Origin of the sequence: Isoptericola cucumis, assembly GCF_014635665.1 — a bacterium.
GTDB lineage: Bacteria > Actinomycetota > Actinomycetes > Actinomycetales > Cellulomonadaceae > Isoptericola > Isoptericola cucumis.
Map to the genome: position 1 here is coordinate 112,950 of NZ_BMDG01000008.1, position 22,872 is coordinate 135,821.

21 protein-coding genes and 1 pseudogene are annotated in these 22,872 nt (G+C 73.8%); 9 read left to right on the forward strand and 13 right to left on the reverse strand.

What is annotated here, in order from left to right; all coding sequences use genetic code 11:
- Window positions 1–53: 53 nt before the first annotated feature.
- Window positions 54–857: a class I SAM-dependent methyltransferase gene (locus IEW03_RS12855; protein ID WP_188524086.1), complete on the forward strand. Its 804-nt coding sequence runs from the start codon at window positions 54–56 to the stop codon at window positions 855–857.
- Between the two features lie 12 nt (window positions 858–869).
- Here the strand turns inward: IEW03_RS12855 and IEW03_RS12860 are convergent, their stop codons facing one another.
- From IEW03_RS12860 to IEW03_RS20665, 4 genes and pseudogenes are all read right to left on the reverse strand, one after another.
- Complete coding sequence (locus IEW03_RS12860) at window positions 870–1,166, reverse strand: hypothetical protein (protein WP_188524087.1); 297 nt, start codon at window positions 1,164–1,166, stop codon at window positions 870–872.
- Window positions 1,163–2,443 (reverse strand): inorganic phosphate transporter, encoded by a 1,281-nt coding sequence (locus IEW03_RS12865; protein ID WP_188524088.1) that lies wholly within the window; start codon window positions 2,441–2,443, stop codon window positions 1,163–1,165. The genes IEW03_RS12860 and IEW03_RS12865 overlap by 4 nt, the downstream gene beginning before the upstream one ends.
- Before the next feature lie 100 nt (window positions 2,444–2,543).
- A complete protein-coding gene (locus tag IEW03_RS20660; RefSeq protein ID WP_371870628.1) occupies window positions 2,544–3,215 on the reverse strand; it encodes a prolyl oligopeptidase family serine peptidase in 672 nt (223 codons plus the stop codon).
- Between the two features lie 195 nt (window positions 3,216–3,410).
- A pseudogene (locus IEW03_RS20665) lies at window positions 3,411–4,817 on the reverse strand (S9 family peptidase); the annotation flags it as partial.
- 224 nt (window positions 4,818–5,041) lie between these two features.
- Between IEW03_RS20665 and IEW03_RS12875 the strand changes: the two are divergent.
- Genes IEW03_RS12875 through IEW03_RS12890 form a run of 4 tightly spaced genes read left to right on the forward strand, consistent with a single transcriptional unit; the run spans window position 5,042 to window position 9,347 of the window.
- Window positions 5,042–6,547, forward strand: coding sequence for an ABC transporter permease subunit (locus IEW03_RS12875; RefSeq protein WP_188524090.1), 1,506 nt, complete (start codon window positions 5,042–5,044; stop codon window positions 6,545–6,547).
- A 13-nt stretch (window positions 6,548–6,560) separates the two neighbouring features.
- Window positions 6,561–7,562 carry a branched-chain amino acid ABC transporter permease gene (locus IEW03_RS12880; RefSeq protein ID WP_188524091.1) on the forward strand — a complete coding sequence of 334 codons (1,002 nt, stop codon included), beginning with the start codon at window positions 6,561–6,563 and terminating at the stop codon, window positions 7,560–7,562.
- Window positions 7,552–8,568 carry an ABC transporter ATP-binding protein gene (locus IEW03_RS12885; RefSeq protein ID WP_188524092.1) on the forward strand — a complete coding sequence of 339 codons (1,017 nt, stop codon included), beginning with the start codon at window positions 7,552–7,554 and terminating at the stop codon, window positions 8,566–8,568. Before IEW03_RS12880 ends, IEW03_RS12885 begins: the two co-directional genes overlap by 11 nt.
- Window positions 8,565–9,347: an ABC transporter ATP-binding protein gene (locus tag IEW03_RS12890; protein WP_188524093.1), complete on the forward strand. Its 783-nt coding sequence runs from the start codon at window positions 8,565–8,567 to the stop codon at window positions 9,345–9,347. Before IEW03_RS12885 ends, IEW03_RS12890 begins: the two co-directional genes overlap by 4 nt.
- 66 nt (window positions 9,348–9,413) lie before the next feature.
- Here the strand turns inward: IEW03_RS12890 and IEW03_RS12895 are convergent, their stop codons facing one another.
- From IEW03_RS12895 to IEW03_RS12910, 4 genes are all read right to left on the reverse strand, one after another.
- Window positions 9,414–9,869 (reverse strand): VOC family protein, encoded by a 456-nt coding sequence (locus IEW03_RS12895; protein WP_188524094.1) that lies wholly within the window; start codon window positions 9,867–9,869, stop codon window positions 9,414–9,416.
- A gap of 10 nt (window positions 9,870–9,879) precedes the next feature.
- Window positions 9,880–10,302, reverse strand: coding sequence for a helix-turn-helix domain-containing protein (locus tag IEW03_RS12900; RefSeq protein WP_188524095.1), 423 nt, complete (start codon window positions 10,300–10,302; stop codon window positions 9,880–9,882).
- 146 nt (window positions 10,303–10,448) lie between these two features.
- Complete coding sequence (locus IEW03_RS12905) at window positions 10,449–11,732, reverse strand: ABC transporter substrate-binding protein (protein ID WP_188524096.1); 1,284 nt, start codon at window positions 11,730–11,732, stop codon at window positions 10,449–10,451.
- Between the two features lie 171 nt (window positions 11,733–11,903).
- Complete coding sequence (locus IEW03_RS12910) at window positions 11,904–12,758, reverse strand: aldo/keto reductase (protein ID WP_188524097.1); 855 nt, start codon at window positions 12,756–12,758, stop codon at window positions 11,904–11,906.
- Window positions 12,759–13,049: 291 nt separating this feature from the next.
- Between IEW03_RS12910 and cspE the strand changes: the two genes are divergently transcribed.
- Together cspE and IEW03_RS12920 are read left to right on the forward strand one after the other, a co-directional pair.
- A complete protein-coding gene (gene cspE / locus IEW03_RS12915; RefSeq protein WP_079576569.1) occupies window positions 13,050–13,253 on the forward strand; it encodes a transcription antiterminator/RNA stability regulator CspE in 204 nt (67 codons plus the stop codon).
- A gap of 181 nt (window positions 13,254–13,434) precedes the next feature.
- Entirely contained in the window at window positions 13,435–14,154 is a 720-nt protein-coding gene (locus IEW03_RS12920) for a hypothetical protein (protein ID WP_229737977.1), read from the forward strand.
- 7 nt (window positions 14,155–14,161) lie between these two features.
- Here the strand turns inward: IEW03_RS12920 and IEW03_RS12925 are convergent, their stop codons facing one another.
- Window positions 14,162–18,004: a TM0106 family RecB-like putative nuclease gene (locus IEW03_RS12925; protein ID WP_188524099.1), complete on the reverse strand. Its 3,843-nt coding sequence runs from the start codon at window positions 18,002–18,004 to the stop codon at window positions 14,162–14,164.
- A gap of 130 nt (window positions 18,005–18,134) precedes the next feature.
- Here IEW03_RS12925 and IEW03_RS12930 point away from each other — a divergent pair, with 130 nt between their 5' ends.
- On the forward strand, window positions 18,135–19,175 hold the full coding sequence (locus IEW03_RS12930) for an excalibur calcium-binding domain-containing protein (RefSeq protein WP_188524100.1): 1,041 nt from the start codon (window positions 18,135–18,137) through the stop codon (window positions 19,173–19,175).
- Between the two features lie 10 nt (window positions 19,176–19,185).
- On the opposite strand, the gene IEW03_RS12935 is transcribed toward IEW03_RS12930, so the two are convergent.
- The 3 genes from IEW03_RS12935 to IEW03_RS12945 all read right to left on the reverse strand — a co-directional run bounded on the left by IEW03_RS12935 (window position 19,186) and on the right by IEW03_RS12945 (window position 21,159).
- Window positions 19,186–19,665, reverse strand: a complete 480-nt coding sequence (locus IEW03_RS12935) for a hypothetical protein (RefSeq protein WP_188524101.1) — start codon at window positions 19,663–19,665, stop codon at window positions 19,186–19,188.
- 148 nt (window positions 19,666–19,813) lie between these two features.
- A complete protein-coding gene (locus IEW03_RS12940; protein ID WP_188524102.1) occupies window positions 19,814–20,602 on the reverse strand; it encodes a hypothetical protein in 789 nt (262 codons plus the stop codon).
- The gene (locus IEW03_RS12945) at window positions 20,599–21,159 is read right to left on the reverse strand and encodes an RNA polymerase sigma factor (RefSeq protein ID WP_188524103.1); all 561 of its coding nucleotides are present in this window, start codon (window positions 21,157–21,159) and stop codon (window positions 20,599–20,601) included. The genes IEW03_RS12940 and IEW03_RS12945 overlap by 4 nt, the downstream gene beginning before the upstream one ends.
- 153 nt (window positions 21,160–21,312) lie before the next feature.
- On the opposite strand from IEW03_RS12945, the gene IEW03_RS12950 reads away from it, so the two are divergent.
- Complete coding sequence (locus IEW03_RS12950; protein ID WP_188524104.1) at window positions 21,313–22,065, forward strand: hypothetical protein; 753 nt, start codon at window positions 21,313–21,315, stop codon at window positions 22,063–22,065.
- A 12-nt stretch (window positions 22,066–22,077) separates the two neighbouring features.
- Here IEW03_RS12950 and IEW03_RS12955 read toward each other — a convergent pair whose 3' ends face one another.
- Entirely contained in the window at window positions 22,078–22,845 is a 768-nt protein-coding gene (locus IEW03_RS12955; protein WP_188524193.1) for an amino acid ABC transporter ATP-binding protein, read from the reverse strand.
- Window positions 22,846–22,872: the final 27 nt, after the last annotated feature.

Here is a 22,872-nt window from a genome sequence, read left to right on the forward strand (position 1 = left end):
TGCCGCCCGCGAACACCGTTGACCGCGGCACCCGCGAGGTCTTGGCTGAGGCCATGGCCACCGACCCCGCCGAGGCCCGGAGCGCCGCGTCGTCCTTCGGGAGCGACGCCGGTCGTTACGACCGTGCCCGCCCGCGCTACCCGGACGCCCTGATCCGCAGGATCGCCGACGGCGCGCGGGACGTCGACCCCGACGGGGCGCCGCGCGTGCTCGACGTCGGCGTCGGCACCGGCATCGTCGCGCGACAGCTGCGCGACGCGGGCTGCACCGTGCTCGGGGTCGACGTCGACGACCGCATGGCCGACGTCGCGCGCCGGGACGGGACCGTCGTCGAGATCGCGCGGTTCGAGGACTGGGACGCCGCCGGCCGCACGTTCGACGCCGTCACCGCCGGCCAGACCTGGCACTGGGTCGACCCGGACGCGGGCGCGCTGCGCGCCGCGGAGGCGCTGCGGCCGGGCGGCGGACTGACGGTGTTCTGGAACGCCGGCGACCCTCCGCCCGACCTCGCCGAGGCGTTCGCCGACGTGTACCGGGAGGTGCTTCCCGGCTCTCCGATGGCGGCCGCCGGCTCGGGGTCGGCCCGCGAGGGCTACGGCCGGATGATCACCCGGGCGGCCGAGGGGGTGCGCCGCAGCGCGGCGTTCGCCGATCCTCGCGAGCACCGGTACACCTGGGAGCGCACGTACACCCGTGACCAGTGGCTCGACCTCGTACCCACGACCGGCCTGATGACTCGCCTCCCGGCCGCCCAGCTGGACGCCGTCCTCGACGGCCTCGGCGCCGCGATCGACGCCGCCGGCGGGAGCTTCGTGCAGCAGGGCGCCACCCTCGCGCTGACCGCGGCGCGGCGCTGAGCCGGCGCGGGGTCAGTGCCCGCCGGAGACCAGGAAGACCAGCCCGAAGGCGACGGCCCCCACGACGACGCCCAGGCACACGATCGCGCCGGCGAGCCGCGCCGGGGTGGGCCGGCCGATGGAGACCGCACCGGCCGACGCCGGCCGCTCGCCCGCGGCCGGCGCGCCCGGGGCCGCCGGCGCCTGCTCGGTCGTCGTGCCGGCCAGCAGGCGCAGGCCGAGGGCGAACAGCGCCGGGATCCCGGCACCCACGATCAGGCCGGCCACGAGGACCTGGCCCAGGGCGCCCCACTCGATGAAGTCGCTCATGACTGCACGCTCCCCTGCGCCGGGACGCTGACGGTCCCGACCGACTCGATGGCCGCGCCCACGGAGGACGCGGTGGCGGCGGCCGGCACGGGGGCGACACGCTCGCCGCCGGCCTCGCCGGTGGTGGCGGCGACGGCCTCGACCGTCGCGCCCTTCTCCTCGTCCCAGGCCTCGTTGACGTTGGTGTGGTCGACCGGCTTGCGGCGCGACGCCAGCCAGATCGCGGCCGAGGAGGCGATCAGCACCACGAACACGGCGATCGTGCCGGCGGCGCCGCCGATCGCGGACTCCATCCAGTGGCACAGCGCGCCGACCAGGCCGGCGGCCGGGAGGGTGATCAGCCAGGCCACGAACATGCGGCTCGCGACGCCCCAGCGCACCTTCGCCCCCGGCATGCCGACGCCGGAGCCGAGCACCGAGCCCGTCGCGACGTGCGTCGTCGACAGGGAGAAGCCGAAGTGGCTGGACAGCAGGATGACCGCAGCGGACGAAGTCTCGGCCGCCATGCCCTGGCGGGTGTCGATCTCGACGAGCCCCTTGCCGAGGGTGCGGATGACGCGCCAGCCGCCCAGGTAGGTGCCGGCCGCCATCGCGAGGGCGCAGGACAGGATCACCCAGAACGGGACGCCCGAGTCGGCCGGCACGGCGCCGCCCGCGATGAGCGCGAGCAGGATGATGCCCATCGACTTCTGCGCGTCGTTGGTGCCGTGCGCCAGGGAGACGAGCGAGGCGGAGCCGATCTGGCCCCAGCGGAAGCCGCGGTTGCTGACCTCCTGCGGCACGCCGCGGGTCAGGCGGGCGACCAGCCAGGTGCCCGCGCCGGCGACGGCGATCGCCACGAGCGGCGCGACCAGCGCCGGCACGAGGACCTTCGACACCACGCCCGTCCACAGCACGCCCGACGTGCCGACGGCGGCCAGCACCGCGCCGACCATGCCGCCCACGAGGGCGTGCGACGAGCTCGACGGGATGCCGAACAACCAGGTGATGAGGTTCCAGACGATGCCGCCGACCAGGCCGGCGAGCACCACCGGCAGGGTGACGACACCGGCGTCGACGATGCCCTTGGCGATCGTCGCGGCGACGGCCAGCGACAGGAAGGCGCCGACGAGGTTGAGGACGGCCGACAGCAGGACGGCTGTCTTGGGCTTGAGTGCGCGGGTGGCGATGGAGGTCGCCATGGCGTTTCCCGTGTCGTGGAAGCCGTTCGTGAAGTCGAAGGCCAGTGCGGTCACGACGACGAGCGCCAGCAGGAGCGTCTCGGTCACGACATCCATCGTGGGGGGCCGGTCCGGGCCCGATCGACCATCAGGGGGCTGTTCGGTGAACTGTTCCGGGACTGTTCATCTTCTGTTCACCTTCGCTCCGCGTGTCGGGTCAGCGCGCCCCGAGCACGTCGAGCACCCACGCGTTCTCGAACGCGATCTCCTCCCAGCGGGCGTACCGGCCGGAGACCCCGCCGTGCCCGGCGGACATCTCGATCTTCAGCAGCGCCGGGGCGCCCGACGCGCGCAGCCGCGCCACCCACTTCGCCGGCTCCACGTACAGCACGCGGGTGTCGTGCAGCGACGTGGTCGCGAGGATCCGCGGGTAGTGCGCGGCGTCGTCCGGCACGTTCTCGTAGGGGCTGTACGACCGCATGAGCGCGTAGGTGGCCGGGTCGTGCAGCGGGTCGCCCCACTCGTCCCACTCCACGACGGTCAGCGGCAGCGACGGGTCGAGCATCGAGGTCAGGGCGTCGACGAACGGCACCCCGGCGAGCACGCCCGCGAACAGCTCCGGGGCGAGGTTGGTGACCGCCCCGACCAGCAGGCCGCCCGCGCTGGCGCCGTCCGCGACCATCCGCTCCGGCGTCGTCCACCCCGCCTCGACGAGGTGGCGCGCGCACGCCACGAAGTCGGTGAACGTGTGCGGCTTGGCCGCGAGCTTGCCGTCGTCGTACCAGCGGCGGCCCATCTCCCCGCCGCCGCGCACGTGCGCGACGGCGAACACGACGCCGCGGTCGAGCATGCTGAGGCGCGGTACGGAGAAGTACGGGTCGATGCTCATCTCGTACGCGCCGTACCCGTACAGCAGCAGGGGGGCCGGCTCGGCGCGCAGCCCCGCGCCGTCCAGGGTGACCGCGTCCCGCCGCCACACCAGGCTGATCGGCACCTGCGTGCCGTCGGGCGCCGTCGCCCACTCGCGCCGCTGGGTGTACTCGTCCGGGTCGTACCCGCCGAGCACGGGCTGGCGCTTGCGCACGTGCCGCTCGCCGGTCGCGAGGTCGACGTCGAGCACCGTGGCCGGCGTGACGAACGACGTGTGCTGCACCCGCAGCAGCGGCTGCGACCAGTCCGGGTTCGCGTCGAGGGCGACGGAGAACAGCGGCTCGTCCACGGCGATCTCCTCGACCGGCCACGGCGAGCCCGCCTCCAGCCCGCGCAGCGCGACCACGCCCACGCGCGGCAGCGCCTCGCGGCGGAACGACAGCACCACGTGCTCGGCGAAGGCGTCGACGCCGTCGAGCCGCGTCGCCGGGTCGTGCGGCACGACGGCGCGCGCGGCGGCGGGGTCCTGCGGGCCGTCGGCGCCGGGCACGTCGGTCACCGCCAGCTCGAAGTTCTCGGCGCCGTCGTTGTGCAGCACCAGCAGGGCGTCCCGCCCGGCCGCGAGCACGACGTGCTCGACCGTGTACTCCATGCCGTCGCGGCGCTCCCACACGACGCGCGGTGTGCCGGTGGGGTCGTCGGCCTCGAGCACGCGGGCCTCGCTCGTCGTCTTCGAGCCCAGCTCGAGCACCAGGTAGCGCTGCGACCGGGTCAGGCCGACGCCCACCCAGAACCGCTCGTCGGGCTCCTCCAGGACGAGGACGTCCTCGGACGCGGGGGTGCCGACCTCGTGCCGCCAGATGCGGTACGGGCGCCACGCGTCGTCCACGGTCGGGTAGAAGACGTACGCGCCGTCCGGGGTGATCGTCGCGCCCGGGAACGTGTCGGTGACGACGTCGGGCAGGTCGGCGCCGGTGGTCAGGTCGCGCACGCGCAGCGTGTACCGCTCGTCGCCGGTGGTGTCGACGGCGTACGCGAGCCGCGCGCCGTCGGCGGAGACGTCGAACGACCCGAGCGAGAAGAAGTCGTGCCCCTCGGCCTCGACGTTCTGGTCCAGCAGCACCTGCTCGCCGTCGGGCCCGCCGTCGTGGCCGCCGTGGCCGTCCCGGCCGCCCTCGTCCGGCTGCAGGTCCGGCGGGGTCCAGGCGTCGGCGCCGCCCGCTCCGGCGGCCGGCACCCGGGCGTGGATGGGGTACTGCCGGCCCTCGACGGTCCGGGCGTAGTACCAGGCGTCGCCCAGGCGCGTCGGCACCGACAGATCGGTCTCCTGGGTGCGCTCCTTGATCTCCGTGAAGAGGTCGCTGCGCAGGCCGGCGAGCGGCGCGAGCTGCGCCTGCGTCCACGCGTTCTCGGCCTCCAGGTGCGCCAGCACCTCGGGGTCGTCCTTGGCGCGCAGCCACTCGTAGTCGTCGACGAACGCGTCCCCGTGGTGGGTGCGCGTGGTCGGGCGCCGCTCGGCCGCGGGGGCCTCCTGCGGCCCGGCGACCGGGGTCTCGGGGACGGTCTGCTCAGGGCTGCTCTCGACGTCGTGCACGCGGCCAGCGTACGTGCCGGGACCCACGGGCCGACGCCGCCACCGGCGCCCGCCGGGTGACCGTTCCGGTGATGCAGGACTGTGACCTCAGAGTGTCGGCTGGGTCACATTTTCGTCGCTACACTTCCGGCACGCTCGTGAAACCTCGGCGATACATGGGGCCTTTAGTGTCGCTGCACCGCCGGGGGTGAACGGGCACGCCCCGAGCTGCCTCGGGGACCACGCCCTCGACACCGAGGAGGACCGGCCGGATGACATCGGACCGACCCCACCTCGCGAGCGTGCTGCGCCGCACCGCTGCGGCACTCGCGATCGCGCTCGCCCCGCTCGCCCTCACCGCTGCGCCCGCTACCGCGGCGCCCGGGACGGCGACACCCGTATCGACCAGCACCGCCGCAGGAGCCGCCACACCTGCAGGAACGACGACCGGCACGGCCGACGTCCCCACCGACTGCTCGCCCGAGGAGTCGGCCTGCGTCGCCGCGTTCGTCCTCACCGAGGAGAACGACCGCATCCCCGACGTGGCGGTCACCATCACCGGCCCGGAGGACTTCAGCGCCACCTTCACCACCACCGCCGACATGCAGTCGGTCGCCGTCCCCGTGGTCGGCCAGTACACCGTGGCGATCGACCCGGCGACGCTGCCGGCCGATCAGCCGCTCCCGGAGGGAGCGGCCACCGAGATCGAGGTCACCGCGCAGACCGGCGCCACGGCCCGGGCCGCGTTCCGCGTCGGCGCCGACGCCGCCGCACCGGCCCCCACGCAGGAGGAGACCACCTCCGCCCCCGCCGACGACGGCGGGGAAGCCCCGGCGGAGTCGGACGGCGAGGGCGTCGGGGCTGCGCCGGAGGGCGACGCCTCGCAGGGCGCGCTCACGTGGGCCCAGGTGTGGCAGCAGTTCGGCTCCGGCATCCGCTTCGGCCTGCTGCTCGCGCTCGCCTCGATCGGGCTCAACCTCATCTTCGGCACCACCGGGCTGTCGAACTTCGCGCACGGCGAGCAGTTCGCCCTCGGCGCCGCGTTCGGCTTCATCACCATCAACCAGATGGGGATGCCGGTGTGGCTCGGCGCCATCCTGACCATCGCCGTCTGCGCGCTCACCGGGCTGGCGCAGGACGCCGGCGTCTGGCGGCCGCTGCGGCGCAAGGGCACCCCGGTGATGCAGCTGATGATCGTGTCGATCGGCCTCTCGATCGCGCTGCAGTACGTCATCCAGCTGCTCATCGGCGGCGGGTCCGAGCGCATCCTGTCGAACAACCCGCGGCCGCTGAACATCGCCGGGATCACGCTGAGCACCGCGTCGTGGCTCTCGATGGTCGTCGCGCTGGTCTGTCTCGTGGGGATCGCCTGGTTCCTCACGCGCACCCGCCTCGGGCGCGCCACCCGCGCCGTCTCCGACAACCCGGCGCTCGCCGCGACCACCGGCATCGACCCCGACAAGATCGTCCGCATCGTGTGGATCATGGCCACCGGCTTCGCCGCCCTGGCCGGCCTCATGTGGGGCATCTCGTTCGGGTCGTTCAACTGGCAGCTCGGCGTGCAGCTCCTGCTGCTGATGTTCGCCGCGGTCACGCTCGGCGGTCTCGGCACCGCGTTCGGCGCGCTCGTCGGGTCGATCCTCATCGGGCTCGTCGTCGAGCTCTCCAACCTCGTGATCCAGAGCGACCTGCGCTACGCGTCGGCCCTCGTGATCCTCATCCTCGTGCTCCTGATCAGGCCGCAGGGCATCCTCGGCCGCCGCGAGCGGATCGGCTGAAGGGAGACCCACCATGGACGAGCTCATCAGAATCCTCACCCAGTCGCTGGCCGAGGCCATCGCACCCACCACGGCCGCGTTCGCCATCGCGGCGATCGGCCTGAACCTGCACTTCGGGTACACCGGGCTGCTCAACATGGGCCAGGCAGGCTTCATGCTGCTCGGGGCCTACGGCTTCGGCATCTCGACGATCGCCGGAGCGCCGTTCTTCCTCGCCCTGCTGATCGCCCTCGGGGCGGGCCTGATCTTCGCCGTCGTCCTCGGCATCCCGACGCTGCAGCTCAGAGGCGACTACCTCGCGATCGTCACCATCTCCGCCGCGGAGATCATCAGATGGATCGGCAGGTCCACGTGGCTCCAGGAGTGGACGGGCGGTGCGTCGGGCCTGCAGGGGCGCAACTACAAGGGCACCTTCCAGGACCTGTCGCCGCTGCCCGACGGGCGCACCACGATCGGCCCGCTCGAGTACATCAACACCGGCTCCGACTCCTGGTGGACGCGCCTCTTCGCGTGGGGCGTGGTCGCCGTCGTGCTGCTGTTCGTCTGGCTCATCACCCGCAGCCCGTGGGGCCGCGTCCTCAAGGGCATCCGTGAGGACGAGGACGCCGTGCGCGCGCTCGGCAAGAACGTGTACTCCTACAAGCTCCAGTCGCTGGTGCTCGGCGGGATGCTGGGCTCGCTCGGCGGTGTGCTCTACGTGCTACCACTGACCATCGCCCCCGACGCCATGGGCCGCACGATGACGTTCTTCGCGTGGACGGTGCTGCTCCTGGGCGGGGCCGCCACCGTGTTCGGGCCCGTGCTCGGGTCGATGATCTTCTTCGGCGCGTACATGCTCATGCGCACCGGGATGCGCGCCCTGTCGGAGAACACCGGGGTCGGGAACATCATCAGCACCACCAACGTGGAGCAGATCGGCGGCATGCTGGTAGGAGCCACGCTCATGCTGCTCGTGATCTTCAGGCCACAGGGCATCCTGGGCAACAAGAAGGAGCTGGCGTTCAATGTCCGCTGACGAGACCACCCACGCCGCACCCGGCACGGGGCCCGGCGACGAGGCCGGGCGGGCACCCGCCTCCGTCGTCGACGCCGCGGCGGCAGCCGCCCAGGAACCGAGCTCCGCGACCGCGGTCGAGGCCCGCGGGGAGCTCGCCGAGATCGAGCCCGTCGTCGGCGTCTCCAAGCCGGACGCCATCCTCGTCGCGGACGACGTCGTGCGCCGCTTCGGCGGCATGACGGCGTGCGACGTCGACCACCTCGAGGTGCAGCGGGGCGCCATCACGGCGCTCATCGGCCCCAACGGCGCCGGCAAGACGACGTTCTTCAACCTGCTCACCGGCTTCGACACCCCGCAGAGCGGCACCTGGAGCTTCGAGGGCCGCTCGTTGCAGGGCAAGAGCGGCGCGCGCGTCGCCAAGGCGGGGATGGTGCGCACCTTCCAGCTCACCAAGGCCCTGTCACGGCTCACGGTGCTGCAGAACATGCTGCTGGCCGCGCCCGACAACCCCGGCGAGCGGTTCTGGCTCTCCTGGCTGCCGTTCACCTGGCGGGCCCACGAGATGGCCGCCACCGAGAAGGCGATGGAGATCCTCGCGCGGTTCAAGCTCGCCGACAAGGCGCCCGACTACGCCGGGTCCCTGTCGGGCGGGCAGCGCAAGCTGCTCGAGATGGCCCGCGCGCTGATGACCGACCCGACGATGATCATGCTCGACGAGCCCATGGCGGGCGTGAACCCCGTGCTCGTGCAGTCGCTGCTGGGTCACGTCCAGGCGCTGCGCGACGAGGGGATGACCGTCCTCTTCGTCGAGCACGACATGCACGCCGTGCGGCACATCTCCGACTGGGTGGTGGTCATGGCCGAGGGCCGGATCGTCGCCGAGGGGCCGCCCGCGTCGGTGATGCGGGACCAGGCCGTCGTCGACGCCTACCTGGGAGCCCACCACGACACCGACCTCGGGGACGACTCCCTGCTCGATCCCGAGATCCTGGCCCGGCTCGAGGCCGAGGAGGAGAAGCGATGAGCGACACCGCGATCCTGCCCGGGGAGGCCGCCGCCGGCGCCCCCAAGGACCGGGAGCTGCTGCTGCGGGCCGACAACCTCGTGGCGGGCTACCTGCCGGGGGTCAACATCCTCGACGGCTGCTCGATCGAGGTCGCCAAGGGCGAGCTGGTCGGCATCATCGGCCCGAACGGCGCCGGCAAGTCCACGCTGCTCAAGGCGTTGTTCGGGCTGGTGAAGATCCACTCCGGGACCGTCACCCTCGGCGGCGACGACATCACGGGCATGAAGGCGAACGCCCTCGTGGCCCGCGGCGTCGGCTTCGTGCCCCAGAACAACAACGTGTTCCCCTCGCTCACGGTCGAGGAGAACATGCGCATGGGCGTGTACCTGCGCCCCCGCGTGTTCGACGAGCGCTGGGGGTTCATCGGGGAGCTGTTCCCCGTGCTGCACGAGCGGCGGTCGCAGCGGGCGGGCGCCATGTCCGGCGGCGAGCGGCAGATGGTCGCCATGGCGCGGGCTCTCATGATGAACCCGTCCGTGCTGCTGCTCGACGAGCCGTCCGCCGGCCTGTCCCCCGTCCGCCAGGACGAGACCTTCCTGCGCACCCGCATGATCAACAAGGCCGGCGTCTCGGTGGTCATGGTCGAGCAGAACGCCCGCCGGTGCCTGCAGATCTGCGACCGAGGCTACGTTCTCGACCAGGGCAAGGACGCGTACACCGGCACCGGGCGCGAGCTCCAGGCCGACCCGAAGGTGATCTCGCTCTACCTCGGCACCCTCGCGGAGGAGAACCCGTAGGCACCCGACCGGCGGCGGGCGTCCCTCCGAGGGACGCCCGCCGCTGTCGTCGAGCCACGCAGCTGGTCAGGCGCCGCCCCAGCGCCGCAGGTCGTCGTCGGTGATGTCCCGCACGGGGACCTCCTGCGTGATCCGCAGGTGGTTGCCGAACGGGTCCCGCAGCGCGCAGTCGATGCCGTAGGGCTGCTCGGTCGGCTTCTCGGTGAACTCCACCCCCTTGGCGGCCAGCGCGGCGTAGGTGGCACGGCAGTCGTCGGTGGTGAGGATGGCGGCGGTGCCGAGCGCGCCGCGGGTCACGAGCGACCGCACCTGCGCGGCGGTCTCCTCGCTCATCGACGGCGGGCCGGGCACCTCGAGCAGGATGCGGCGCTCCGGCTGCCCCGGCACGGCCACGGTGAGCCAGCGCATGAACCCCATGTCGACGTCGGAGGTCACCTCCAGGCCGAGGGTGTCGACGTAGAAGGCGAGCGCCTCCTCCTGGTCGAGGACGTAGACGCTGTGGATGGCGATTCCGGTGAACATGCCGACAACGCTAGGGACGGGCCGCCGGCGACGCTTCTCCGAAACTGCTCGGTCGCGTCCAGGCCTTGGTGAAGCAGACCGGCGCGGGCACCGGGCGCGCGTCCTGCCGGTACCGGGTCGGGCTGCGCCCGACGACGGCCGTGAAGGTGCGGCTGAAGGTGCCGAGGCTGTCGTAGCCCACCGTCCGTGCGACGTCCGTGACGGGCTCCGACGTGTCCCGCAGCAGCGCGCAGGCACGCTCGATCCGGCGGCGCTGCAGGTAGCGGTACGGCGTCTCGCCGAACACCGCGCGGAACCGGCGGGCGAAGTGGGCCGGCGACATGTACGCGACCGCGGCGAGCGACGGGACGTCCAGCGGCGCCGAGTACTCACGGTCGATGGCGTCGCGGGCGCGCAGGAGCCGGCGGTTCTCGTCCTCCGCCGGCGTGAACATCTCGCCAGTCAACACCACCGCCGTGGGCCCCGCGCCGCGTGCTCGCCGCGCGGAGGCGGCCCGCGTCACGACGGCCCGGGTGCTCGTGGGGAGCACCCGGGCCGTCGTGGTGTCGGCGACCGGTCAGCGACCGGCCTGACCGGGGGTCACTCGATCTTGCCCTCGATCTGCCGCTCGTAGCTGTACGTGTTGTCCTTGCCGTAGGCGTAGATGCCGATGAACGCGGACGTCGGGTCGTTCTTGTCGTTGAGCGGCCCGATGCCGGACTTGCCGACGTAGTTGATGTCGTCGCCGGCCTCGAGGGCGGTCACGCCCTCCTCGAACGTGGTCACCTCCGTGCCGCCGTCCGCACCGGACACGGCCTTGATGTTCGCCGAGATGGTCTCGCCGTCCGTGGCGCCGCCCTTCACCGCGGCCAGCGCGGCGAGGACGGCCGCGTCGTACGACTCGGCCGAGTACGAGAAGTCGTTGAGCTCGCCGTCCTCGTTCTCGGTGTACCAGGCCTTGAGCTCCTCACGGAAGGAGTCGTCCGCCTGGGCGCCGGGCAGCGTGCCCTTGACCCCGGCAAGCGTGCCCGGGTCGAACTGGTCGCCGTAGTTGGACAGGTTCCCGTCGCAGAAGTACGTGGTCCCGTCGAAGTCCCACCCCTGCGACACGAGCTCGTTGACGATCGCGACCGTCTCCTCGAACGCGATGACCGAGATGGCGTCCGGCTTCTGCGCCAGCAGGTCGGTCACCTGGGCACCGAAGTTGGTCTCGCCGGGGGCGAACTCGTGCCCCTGACCGGTTCCGCCGTAGACGACCTCGCAGCCGCCGGCCTCGACCGCCTTCTGCACGTTGTCACGCAGGCCGGTGCCGTAGGCCTCGTTCTGCACGAGGAAGCCGACCTTGCAGTGCCCGTCGTCGAGGATGAGCGAGCCGTGCGCGGCGCCCTGCACCGTGTCCGGCGGTGCCGTGCGGGCGAAGAACTCGCCGTAGCCGGACAGGTCGGTCGCAGTGTTGGCCGGCGAGATCTGCATGACGCCGGCCTCGGCGAACGTGTCGACCACGCCGAGGGACACGGCCGACGAGGCCGCACCGATCACGGCCGTCGCGCCCTTGTTGATGAGGTCGGTGGCGGTGCTGTTCGCCACCGACAGGTCGGTGCTGTCACCGGAGTCGCCCCACTCCACCTTCACGTCCTCGCCGAGGACGCCTCCGGCGGAGTTGATGTCGTCGATGGCGAGGCCGACACCGGCGATCTCGGGGGGGCCGAGGAAGGCGAGGGTGCCCGTCACCGGGAGGATCGTGCCGATCGTCAGGGGTTCTGCGGTCGTCTCGCCCTCGCCGTCGTCGCCGCCCCCGCCCTCGGAGGAGGCACAGGCCGTGAGGCCCAGGCTCAGGACCGCTGCCAGGGCGAGGCCCCGGGCGGCCGTGCTGCGTCGAATCATGCTGTTCCCCTTCACCAGGTGGGACTGCGCGGCTCAACGCCGCCTTTAGTGGCGCTGAACGTAGTGGGAATGTATGTCCGCCACGTGTCGCGTGGGTCACACTCCCGGGATCGTGACGAACCTGTTACCTCCGTCACACCACGGCGCGCAGTCCCTCCCGGTGCGGGCCGGTCAGTCGCGGAACTGCGTGAAGGCAGCGGTCGCCGGGTCCGCCCCGGTGCGCCCGTCCACACCTGACTCGAGCGCGTCGATCTGCGCCATCTGCTCCTCGGAGAGCTCGAACGAGAAGAGGTCCATGTTGGTCGCCTGACGCTCGACCGACATCGACTTCGGGATGACGATCCGGTTCTGCTGCACGGCCCACCGCAGCACGACCTGCGCCGGCGTGACGCCGAGCTCGGTCGCCGCGGCCACGACGGCAGGCGCGTCGAGGTCGCCGCCGCGCCCCAGGGGCGAGTACGCCTCGACCGCGATCCCCAGCGCGCGGCACGTCTGCTGCACGTCGACCTGCTGGAAGGTGGGGTGCACCTCCATCTGGTTCACCGCGGGCACGACGTCGGTCTCCGCGACGAGGCGTTCCAGGTGGTCGGACAGGAAGTTGGAGACACCGATCGCCCGCACCGCGCCGTCGGCGAGCAGCTTCTCGAACGCCCGCCAGGTCTCGACGTACAGGTCACGGCTCGGCACCGGCCAGTGGATCAGGTACAGGTCGACGACGTCGACGCCCAGCTCCCGCCGCGAGTCGTCGAAGGCGCGCAGGGTCTGCTCGTAGCCCTGGTCGCCGTTGCGGAGCTTGGTGGTCACGAAGACCTCGTCGCGCGACAGCCCCGAGGCGCGCAGCGCGGCGCCGACGCCCGCCTCGTTGTAGTACGCGGCAGCCGTGTCCACGTGCCGGTAGCCGAGCTCGAGGGCCTGCTCGACGTTCTCCTGCGTGCCGCCGTCGGGCACCTGGAAGACGCCGAGGCCCACCTGCGGGATGTCGACGCCGTTGTTGAGGGTCAGGGACGGGGTGGTGACGCTGCTCATGGCACCTTTCTATCCCAGCGGCCCGCCGGGGTCGGGTCGGTCACACCGACGCGTCCACGGTGTGGACGTGTCGGCGAAGACCACTGGTGCACGATCGCGCGCTCGCGTACCGTTGGGGCCGTTGCAGTGCCTCGCTCGATCCAGGACGTCCTTTCGTCCTGCGCTCCACGGCCACGTCGTTCAGGATTGACGTGAACGTCGGGCGGACCTTGGTTTCAAGAGTTGACGACGATTCACCGTGATGCGCGATCTCGACGGTCGAGGTCGTCGACACCTCTTGAAGGAGTTCTCATGGCTACCGGAACCGTGAAGTGGTTCAACAGCGAGAAGGGCTACGGCTTCATCGCCCCCGAGGACGGCTCGGCTGACGTGTTCGTCCACTTCTCCGCGATCCAGTCCCAGGGCTACCGCTCGCTGGACGAGGAGCAGCGCGTCGAGTTCGACGTGACGCAGGGCCCCAAGGGCCCGCAGGCGGAGAACGTTCGCCCGCTCTGACCCTCCGCACGGCCGAGTGACTCGGCCCGCGTGAGCACACGGCCCGCATCCCGCCAGTCGGCGGGGTGCGGGCCGTCGTCGTCCCGCCGGGAACGCGCGCCAGGACGCGGTCGTTGGACGAGGTATGGGATTCCTCGACCGACTTCTCGGCAGGACGCGCGACACACGGACGTTCCACGGAGTGCCCGGGCAGCCCGGAGCCACGTCGCCGGACGTCGGTGAGGCGCCGGGCAAGCACGGCTACTCCCCCGGCTCGGGCCAGGAGCCGGCCGGCGCCCCGGCCGCCCCCGGCTACGGCGCGAGCGGCGCCGCCGCCGACCGCGACCCCGACGAGGTCGCCGTCGAGCGGTACCGCTACCTCCTGCGGACCGCGCCGCCGGACGCCGTCGAGCAGGCGCACGCCGAGGCTTTCGCGCGGCTGACACCCGAGCAGCGACGGCGCGTCCTCGACGAGCTGAGCGCGGGGGCGCCGCCCGCGGAGCGGGCGTCGTCGGACGACCCGCAGTCCCTCGCCCGGATGGCCACCCGCGCGGAGATGCGCCAGCCCGGCACGCTCGAGCAGACGTTCCGCGGCACCGACGGGCCCGGCGCGGCTCGCGGCACGGGCTTCGGCTCCATGGTGGGGGCGAGCATGCTGGGCACGGTCGCCGGCGTGGTGATCGGCACCGCCGTGGCGGGCGCGCTGTTCGGCCCGACGTTCGGCGACCCCTCGCAGGACTTCGCCGCCGACCCTGGCGCGGGCGGGTCCGACGCGGGGGCCGACGCGGGGGCCGACTCGGGCGGGGACGCGGGTGCCGGGGCAGACCCGGGGGCCGAGGCCGCGGGCCAGGACGGCGGCGGCTTCTTCGGCGACGGCGGGTTCGGCGACGGTGGAGGGTTCGGCGACGTCGGCGGCTTCTGACGGCCCGCTACGTGCCGAGCGCCAGGAACGCGCCGAGCCGCTCGACACCGTGCACGGTGCCCGGCAGATAGTTCGTCAGCTGCGGCGACCGGACGACGACGGCGCACCACCGACCGCGCGAGACGGCGACGTTGATGCGGTGCCTGCTGAGCAGGAAGCCCGTGCCCCGGGGGATCCGGTCGGGGGACGACGCTGCCATCGTCAGCACCACGACCACCGCCTCCCGCCCCTGGAACATGTCCACGGTGCCGACCGCGACCCCGGCCAGGCCGGCGGCGTCGAGCGCGCGTCGCACCGTCGCGACCTGCGCGTTGTAGGCCGCGACGACGAGCACGTCGCCGGCGTCCAGGGGGCGCGCGCTCCCGTCGCCCGGGTGCCAGGTGCGCCCCAGGACGTCGCGGACCTGCCGCACCACCTCCTGGGCCTCGGCGACGGAGGACACGTCGTCGCCCTCGTGGTCGACCAGCACGTGCCGGACGCCGGGCTCCACGCCGTCCAGGTGCCGGGCGGCGGCGCGCGGGTGGGCGTGCAGCCTGCCCTCGTAGGCGAGCCGGGAGACCTGGTCGCACAGCGCCGGGTGCATGCGGTACGACGCGGGCAGGAAGTAGCCGAACCGCTCGGGGAGCACGTCGTGCTCCCCCGTCAGCCACGACAGCGCCGACCCGGCCACCGCGGGCTCGGGGTGGCTGCCCCGGCTCACCTGCCCGAGCTGCTGCGGGTCGCCGAGCAGCAGCAGGCGGGCGGCGGCGCGCGCCACGGCGACCGTGTTGGCGAGCGAGAACTGCCCGGCCTCGTCCACGACGAGCAGGTCGAGGCCCTCGGGCTCCCAGCGGGCGTGCGCGAAGTCCCAGGCGGTGCCGCCCACGAGGCACCCGCGCCTCGCGTCCCGGGCCGCCGCCGCGTGCGTGGCGAGCGCCTCGGGGGTGACCTCCGCCCACGCCGCGGCCGGCGCACCCGGACGGTCCCGTCGTTTCTTGGCCACCCGCTCGGGCGGCACCCCGGCCCGGACGGCGGCCGCGAGCAGGTTCTCCACCACCGCGTGGGACTGCGCGACGACGCCGACGCGCCATCCCTCCTCGACCAGCCGGGCGACGACGTGCGAGCCGAGGGAGGTCTTGCCCGTGCCGGGCGGCCCCTGCACCGCGAGGAACGACCGGTCCAGCCGGCGCACCGCCTCGAGCACCGCCGGCACGAGCTCCGCCTCGCCGTCGGGACCGGGCCGGGCCTCCGGCAGCGCATCGCCCCCGGCGAGACGCGGGGAGCGTCGCGCCAGCAGGTCGGCCGCCGGGCCGTCGGGCAGCCGCCCGGCGGCGCGCCAGGTCGCCAGCGCCGCGGCCGCCGCGTCCTCCACGGCCTGCTCCTGCGGCCCCGTCTGCACCAGCCCGTCCAGGGCGACCCCCGTCGGCAGCGCGTCGTACGGATGGTCGGACCGGCGCAGCTGCTCCCGCACGACCAGCACCTGTCCGGCTGCGCGGCCGTCTGCGGCCGGACCAGCGGCCGGACCAGCGGCCGGACCAGCGGCCGGGTCGGGCTCGACGATGCTCGCCCGGCGGTGCGCGGCGCGCACCGCCCCCGGGGTGAGCTCGCCGACCCCCGCCGGCACCGGCTCGTCGTACAGCAGCCAGACCGGGGCGCCGGGCACGAGCTCCGAGCCCTCGACCGCCCGCCCCCGCAGCACCAGCAGCCGTGACGACGTCGACCGTCCCGCCTCGACCTCCCAGCCCCTGAGGACCTCGGCCTCCTGCACGACCATCGAGGTCCGCCGCCCGGGCCACTCGTCGGGCGGCGAGTCCAGCCGGGCGAAGTGCTCGTGCCAGAACGGCTTGGCCTCGCGCCGGTAGTAGCCGACGGACGCCCCCAGCAGCGCCAGACCCTGCACCTGGGCCGCACGCCCGGTCGCCGCGGCGCCGTCGAGCGCGGCCCGCTCGGCCCGCTCGGCCTCGACCGTGGCCCGCACGTCGTCCTCGAGCGCCAGCCGGCGCCGGACGTCGAGGGCGCGCCTCGTCGGCTCGGCGGCCGCCTCGACCGATGCCTCGACCGATGCCTCGCCCGATGCCTCGACCGGTGCCTCGCCCGCCGCCGGGCCGGGCTCGGCCGGCGCCGGCTGACCGGAGTGGGCCCGTACCCCGTTCACCTGGGCGCGGGCGTCGCGCAGCCAGTCGAGCAGGCGCAGCGTGGAGACGCAGTCGTACCGGTTGTACTCGAGGATCTGCTGCTTGCGGCGCGCGGCCTCGTCGTGCCGCCCCGCCGCCAGGAGGCCGGTGTACTCGGCGTACTCGACGATCGACGCCGCGGCGTCGGTCACGCCCTCACGACCCGGTTCGTGGGACATGTACAGCGGCTCGAGCTTCTTGATCGACCGCGACCGGTGGGAGATGCGCAGCGACGGGCGCACCACCTTCCACAGGTCCACGAGCACGCCCTCGCGCAGCAGGTCGTCGACCTCGTCCTCGTACGTCCCGTGCCGGGCCGCGATGGACAGCAGGTGCGACCGCTCGTAGTCGGCGTAGTGGTAGACGTGCAGGTCCGGCCACCGTCGGCGCCGGTCGCGCAGCCAGTCGACGAAGGCGACCAGCGCGTCGCGCTCCTGCGCCGGGGTGTCGGCCCACAGCCCGTGGAACGGCGGGGCGCCCTCGTCGGCCGCGTCGTCGTCCACCCCGGGGCGGGTCACCCAGCCGAAGAGGTAGTCCAGCCCGTACCCGGCCCCCGGCCCACGGCCCTGCGGGTCCGTCCACAGTGGGTCGCCCTCGAAGTCGAAGAACACGTCGCCGGGGCTGGGCGGGGGCAGCCGGTCGACGGCGGCGGGGTCGGGCATGGCCCAGCGCAGCTCGGCCGCCTGCGGCCCGTCGGGGCCCTCGACCTCGTACCGGACGCGCCCGTCCCCCGGGTCGGTACCGAGCTGCAGCGCCGCCTGGGACCGCACCTTCTCGAACGCTCCCTCGGACATCCCGGCGGGCGCCTGCTCGGCCGCGGCCAGCCCGTCGATCGTGGTGACGCCCCCGGCGGCCAGGGCCGCGCGCTGGCGCGGGTAGACCCCGCCGACCAGCAGCACGTCACGGTGCCGCTCGGCAGCCTGGGCGCAGTCCGGGCACACACCGAGCCGCCCGCACGCGACGAACCGCGGGTCCCCCCAGGTCACGGGTCCGTCGTCGGCGACGTGCGCCGCCACCACGTCGAGCATCCGGTCCCGTCGCGCACGGAACACGGGCAGCACCTCGGCGAGCAGGTGCGCGGTGGCCTCCTGCGTGCCCAGCAGCAGGTGCCCGTGGGAGGTCGGGTCGACGCCCGCGGCGGCGAGCTGCTCCGCGTAGGCACCCACCTGCAGCAGCGCGGGCACCTGGGCCCGGCGCGCGAGCTTCGCCTCCCACACGGCGTACCGGGGGCGGGAGCCCTCGCCCGCACCGTCGGCACGGTCCGCGCGCACGAGGAAGTCGGCGCGGCCGTGGAACCGGCCGTCGAAGAAGGCCGCCTGCGCGACGACGTCGGCGCCCCGCTCCAGGGCTCCGAGCGTGCGCGCGTGCGCCCCCGCCAGCTCGTCCCAGGTGGTGGCGGCCGGCGGCATGACCTCCACGACGCCGCCGGGGCCGCCGCCGGCCGGCGCTTCCCCGAAGCGGGCACGGTGCTCCTCGAGCGCGCGGCGCTCGTGGGCCGCACCCAGCGCGAGGGTGCGCGCCAGCGTCGCGTCGGCGACCCGCTCGGTGCGGGGCGACCGTCCGAGGACCTCGTCGACGCGGCGCAGCAGCGCGTGCTCGCACTCCGCCGCGAGCACCACGTCACGGGCCGAGTGCACCAGCCGGGGCGGGGCGTCGGCCGTCGTGCCGCGGGCACCGTCGTCGTCGAGAAGGAACATGCCACCTTCTCTACCAGGGCCCCCCGACAGCCCGCGGAGCACTGTCGGCGCGTTGCCGGCATGGTCGCGACGTGGACCTGCACGCCCGGTTTCCGCCATAGTAGGTGCCGCTCGACGACCAAGGAGTGTCATGGCTGTGCGATTCAACCCGCCCCCGGGGTGGCAGGTTCCCCCCGGTTTCCGGCCCGAGGCCGGGTGGGTTCCCGACCCTGCCTGGCCGCCCGCGCCCCCCGGCTGGGAGTACTGGGTCGAGAGCTCCGCGCCGCCACCGGTCGCCCCCGCCCCCCGGTACTCCGCACCGCCGCCGCCCGTGGCCCCGGCGGAGTCGGCGGCCGAGCGGACCAGCGTCATGGCACCGATCGCGAGCCACGCGCCCGCGCCGCCGCCCGCCGGGCCACCCGCCGTCGACCCCCGCGCGACGACGACGATGCCCCCGTCGCCGCCCGCACCGCAGCCCGGGCAGGCCGGCCCCGCGACCGCGACCCCGTCGCGCCGCGCCCTCCAGGCGGAGGAGCCCGAGCCCGGTCGTGCCGCCGCGGCGGCGTCGGCGGCCGCCACCGCGGTGCAGGCCTGGGGCGACAAGCTGCAGGCGCGCCGCGCCGCGAAGGCCGAGACCGCCCAGGCGGAGGCTGCCCGGGCGGAGACTGCCCGGGCGGAGACTGCCCAGCAGTCGGCACGACCCGTCCGGCGCCGGGGCCCGTCGAGCATGCTCGTCACCGGAGTGGCCGTGGCGTGCCTCGCGCTGGGCTGCATCCTCGGCGTCACCGTGTCGATGATGCGCAGCTCGGACGCCGCGCAGGCGCTCGTCGACGCCCGACGCGACCTGCAGCAGGCCGAGCAGCTCAAGTCGGAGGCCACCCAGGCGCAGCAGGACCTGACGAACCTGCGCACCGAGGTCGAGGACCGCGAGAAGGCGCTGCAGGAACGCGAGAAGGAGGCCGCCGCCAAGGAGGCCGAGCTCACCAGCCAGGAGCAGCAGCTCGCCGACCAGCAGCAGCAGCAGGAGGAGGAGGCGGCCCAGCCGGAGCCCGAGGAGGGCGGCGACTGGTTCTACTGGGACTGCAACGCGGCCCGGGCCGCCGGCGCGGCCCCGATCCAGCAGGGCCAGCCGGCCTACCGCGGCAGCCTCGACGCCAACGGCAACGGCATCGCCTGCGAGGACGGCGAGTAGCGCCGCCGCGTCACCCCGCGACCGCGAGCATGTCGACGCCCAGGGTCGCCAGGACGCCGAACAGCACGCCCCACAGGACGATCGAGACGATCTGCCAGCCGATCACCGCGTTGCGCGAGGCGCCGAAGGACACCATGGCGGCCGAGGTGATCTGGCTGGGCAGCAGCGTCTGGCCGAGCAGGCTCACGCCCGGGACGCCGAAGCGGTCGAACCGCTCGCGCAGCTTCGCGCGCCGCGGCGAGTCGGGCTTGCCCCGCCCCTTGGCCGCCGCGGTCCGCACCCGGGCGGCCACGAGCACGAAGACGAGCATGGAGATCACGTTGCCGACCACGGCCGCCGCGACGGCGACGGCCGGTTCGAGCCCGGCGAGGATGCCCAGCACGGAACCGAGGTACGACTCGACGAACGGGATCGCCCCGGCCAGCATCACCCCCAGCCACTGGAGCAGGGGCGGCAGGCTCTCGGTGAGCTCTTGCAGGTTCTCGATCACGGGTACTCCACAGGTCGTTGTCAGGACGTCCCTGACATCCTGGCCATGACCTGGGCGGACGGACAGTGTCCTGCCGCACCGGTCCCGGTGAGCCGGTCACGGTGCGGCGGTGACATCTGTCAGGTCCGCCGGTCGGCCCGACCTCCGGTCAGTCCCCGGTGTCGATCTCGACCTGCGCCGTCGTCCCGTCCGTGAAGGTCACGTCGGCCGTCGGGGGCAGCGACGACGCCCCCGGCGCCCACGCCGCCCACCAGCCGTCGTCGAGCGACGCCCGGACGACCTGACCGTCGTCCGTCGTGAGCTCGATCGACTCCACCTCGTCCCCGGCGCGGCCGAACGCGGACGTGAGCGCCCCGTCCCCGGTGCTGCTCTCGGACCACGACGCGGTCCCGGCCTGGAGCGTCGTGACGTCGCGCGCGCCGGGGGCGGCCGGCCCGGCGGCCACGACCGCGTCGGAGGTGACGACGTCCTGCGCCCCGTCGGCGGGGGTCGTGACGAAGCACTCGGTGACGGCGTCGTCGCCCGCGAGCACGACGTACGTGTACTCCCCGCGCACCTCCGTGAGCACGGGCCGTACGGGCACCTCGGTGACGGCCGGGCCGTCGGGCCCGTCGGTGATCTCGTGGGCGGAGGTGCCGCACGGCTCGGCGGCCTGCGTCGCGGCGGCCCGGGAGAGGTCCGCGGGCTCGGGCGTCCAGGACGCGTACGCGGGCGGCGACCCGAGGGACGAGGTCAGCGTGACCCCGACGGCGACCGCGACGACGGCGGCGGCCGCCGCGCTCGCGACCAGCGCCGGGCGCGGGGCGCGGCGGATCTTCACGGCGGAGCGCTCGGTCCCGAGGATCGCCTGCAGGGCGGGGTCGTCCGCCCGGCCGGGGGCGCGCAGGTCGCGGGCGGGGTCGAGGCCCTCGAGCTCCGCCATCATCGGCGTCTTCATCGTGCCTCCTCGCCCACCGACGAACCGGTGGAGGACTTGAGGTTGCGCAGCACGTCGGCCGTCTCGTGCGGCAGGCCGGAGAACGCGAGCAGGCGCTTGCGCGCCCGGGTGAGCCGGACGGAGAACGTGGTGGGCCGCACGCCGAGCACCCGCGCCGCCTCCACCGCCGTGAGCCCGTCCCAGGCCACGAGCGCGATGACCTCGCGGTCCGCGGCGGACAGCAGGTCCCAGGCGCGGCGCAGGTCGGTGCGGTCGGCGGCGACGTCGGCGGTGCCTTCCCGCCCGGGCTCCGGCTCCTGCTCGAGGCGGGTGCCGAGCGCCCGCCACCGGCCGTGCGTGCGCAGGTGCGTGGACAGCACGTTGCGGGCCACCCCGAACAGCCAGGGCCGCGGTTCTGCCGGCACGTCCTCCACCTTTCGCCACGCCACCAGGAACGTCTCGGAGACGACGTCGTCGACGAGCTCCGGCATCGCCCGCCGAGCCACGAACCGCGCGACCGGCTCGTGGTGGTCCACCCACAGCCGCGTCAGCAGCGCGCGAGCATCGGCGTCGTCCACGCTCGTCCTCTCGTCTCTACCTCTGGTGTTGCCGGCAGGGGCCTCGGTGCTACACCGTAGTGACAGTCAGTTGCCCCGGACGAGTCGGCTGGTGCGCGCACCGCACCTCGCCCGGGCAGCCCGGGCAATGCCCACCGGAGACGAGGAGCGGACATGAGCCGACGCAGGACCACCACGACCCGGGCCGCCGCGTGCCTCGGCGCAGCCGCCCTCCTGCTCGGCGGCGCGCTCGCCACGACGGCGGGGTCGACGGCCGCCGTGGCGGCCCCCGAGAACCTGCCCGGCGTGCCGGAGGCGGGCAGCCCGGCGAAGGCCTGGGAGAAGTGGGCCGCGCAGGAGCGCGCCGACGCGAAGGCCACCGACTGGGAGGCCGACGCCGCGGCCCGCGGGTGCGAGCTGCAGGACGTGACGATCACGTCCGAGGTCGACCGCGAGTACAACCTCGCGATGGGCGCGCCCGCCGACCTCGAGACCCACCGCGTCGAGCTGGCGGAGCGCTGCGACGGCGCAGCGAGCCTCGCCGGCGAGGTCGGCAGCGCCGACGGCGACGCCACGCGGTCCGCCACCACCCTCGCGGCCGGCCTGCCCTCCGGTTCGCAGTGCGACACCACCGAGGGCCCCGGCGTCGTGTGCCTGTGGAAGGACAGCGGGCGGATCTACTCCTCCTGGCGGTACGAGGGGTCCGGCACCGTGACGGGCTTCCTGCGCATCTACCGGGTCTCCACCGGCTCGAGCGGCTGCCCCACGGGCAGCACGTGGCTCACCGGGGCCGACTCGTCGTGGAGCAACGGCACCACCCGGACGGTCTCCAAGACCCGCACCCAGGCCGGGGGCTACGCCACCCACGTGTGGAAGAAGGTCGTCATCGGGCACACGAACTGGGGCTCCACCTGCGCGTCGCTCTGACGCGGGCCGACCTCAGAGGACGTGCGCGAGGAAGTCCCTCAGTCGCGGCTCGGACGGGTTGTCCAGCACGTCGCCGGGCCGCCCCTCCTCGACGATGGCGCCGTCGTCCATGAACACGACGTGGTCGGCGACCTCGCGGGCGAAGCCGATCTCGTGCGTCACGACGATCATCGTCATCCCGGACCGGGCCAGGTCCTGCATGACGGCCAGCACCTCGCCGACCAGCTCCGGGTCGAGGGCGGACGTCGGCTCGTCGAACAGCATGAGCTCGGGGTCCATCGCGAGCGCGCGGGCGATCGCGACGCGCTGCTGCTGGCCGCCGGAGAGCTGCGCCGGGTAGTGCTCCACCCGGTCGGACAGCCCGACCCGGTCGAGCAGCTCCAGCGCCCGGGTGCGGGCGGCCGCCTTCGACAGCCCGCGCACCTGGACGGGCGCCTCCATGACGTTCTCCAGCGCCGTCTTGTGCGGGAACAGGTGGAAGCGCTGGAACACCATCCCGATGCGGGAGCGCTGGGTCGCGATCGCCTTGGGGTGCAGGCGGTGCAGCACGCCCTTGGCGTCCTCGCGGTAGCCCATGAGCTCGCCGTCCACGTGGATGGCGCCCGCGGTGATCTCCTCCAGCTCGTTGACGCAGCGCAGCAGCGTCGACTTGCCCGAGCCGGACGGGCCGAGGACGACGGTCACCGACCCCCGCTCGACGTCGAGGTCGATGCCGCGCAGCACGTGCACGGCGTCGTGCCCGCGGCCGAACACCTTGTGCACGCCGCGGACGGTCACCATGGGGTCCGTGCTCTCGACCGGCTCGAC

Excerpts from the sequence above, each read along its gene's own strand:
- IEW03_RS12885 (WP_188524092.1), top strand. The coding sequence starts at position 7,552 with ATGTCCGCTGACGAGACCACCCACGCCGCACCCGGCACGGGGCCCGGC.
- cspE (WP_079576569.1), top strand. The coding sequence starts at position 13,050 with ATGGCTACCGGAACCGTGAAGTGGTTCAACAGCGAGAAGGGCTACGGC.
- IEW03_RS12910 (WP_188524097.1), bottom strand. The coding sequence starts at position 12,758 with ATGAGCAGCGTCACCACCCCGTCCCTGACCCTCAACAACGGCGTCGAC.
- IEW03_RS12860 (WP_188524087.1), bottom strand. The coding sequence starts at position 1,166 with ATGAGCGACTTCATCGAGTGGGGCGCCCTGGGCCAGGTCCTCGTGGCC.
- IEW03_RS12925 (WP_188524099.1), bottom strand. The coding sequence starts at position 18,004 with ATGTTCCTTCTCGACGACGACGGTGCCCGCGGCACGACGGCCGACGCC.
- IEW03_RS12880 (WP_188524091.1), top strand. The coding sequence starts at position 6,561 with ATGGACGAGCTCATCAGAATCCTCACCCAGTCGCTGGCCGAGGCCATC.
- IEW03_RS12890 (WP_188524093.1), top strand. The coding sequence starts at position 8,565 with ATGAGCGACACCGCGATCCTGCCCGGGGAGGCCGCCGCCGGCGCCCCC.
- IEW03_RS12940 (WP_188524102.1), bottom strand. The coding sequence starts at position 20,602 with ATGAAGACGCCGATGATGGCGGAGCTCGAGGGCCTCGACCCCGCCCGC.
- IEW03_RS20660 (WP_371870628.1), bottom strand. The coding sequence starts at position 3,215 with ATGAGCATCGACCCGTACTTCTCCGTACCGCGCCTCAGCATGCTCGAC.
- IEW03_RS12865 (WP_188524088.1), bottom strand. The coding sequence starts at position 2,443 with ATGGATGTCGTGACCGAGACGCTCCTGCTGGCGCTCGTCGTCGTGACC.
- IEW03_RS12955 (WP_188524193.1), bottom strand. The coding sequence starts at position 22,845 with ATGGTGACCGTCCGCGGCGTGCACAAGGTGTTCGGCCGCGGGCACGAC.
- IEW03_RS12950 (WP_188524104.1), top strand. The coding sequence starts at position 21,313 with ATGAGCCGACGCAGGACCACCACGACCCGGGCCGCCGCGTGCCTCGGC.
- IEW03_RS12900 (WP_188524095.1), bottom strand. The coding sequence starts at position 10,302 with ATGTTCACGCCGGCGGAGGACGAGAACCGCCGGCTCCTGCGCGCCCGC.
- IEW03_RS12855 (WP_188524086.1), top strand. The coding sequence starts at position 54 with ATGGCCACCGACCCCGCCGAGGCCCGGAGCGCCGCGTCGTCCTTCGGG.
- IEW03_RS12875 (WP_188524090.1), top strand. The coding sequence starts at position 5,042 with ATGACATCGGACCGACCCCACCTCGCGAGCGTGCTGCGCCGCACCGCT.
- IEW03_RS12895 (WP_188524094.1), bottom strand. The coding sequence starts at position 9,869 with ATGTTCACCGGAATCGCCATCCACAGCGTCTACGTCCTCGACCAGGAG.
- IEW03_RS12905 (WP_188524096.1), bottom strand. The coding sequence starts at position 11,732 with ATGATTCGACGCAGCACGGCCGCCCGGGGCCTCGCCCTGGCAGCGGTC.
- IEW03_RS12930 (WP_188524100.1), top strand. The coding sequence starts at position 18,135 with ATGGCTGTGCGATTCAACCCGCCCCCGGGGTGGCAGGTTCCCCCCGGT.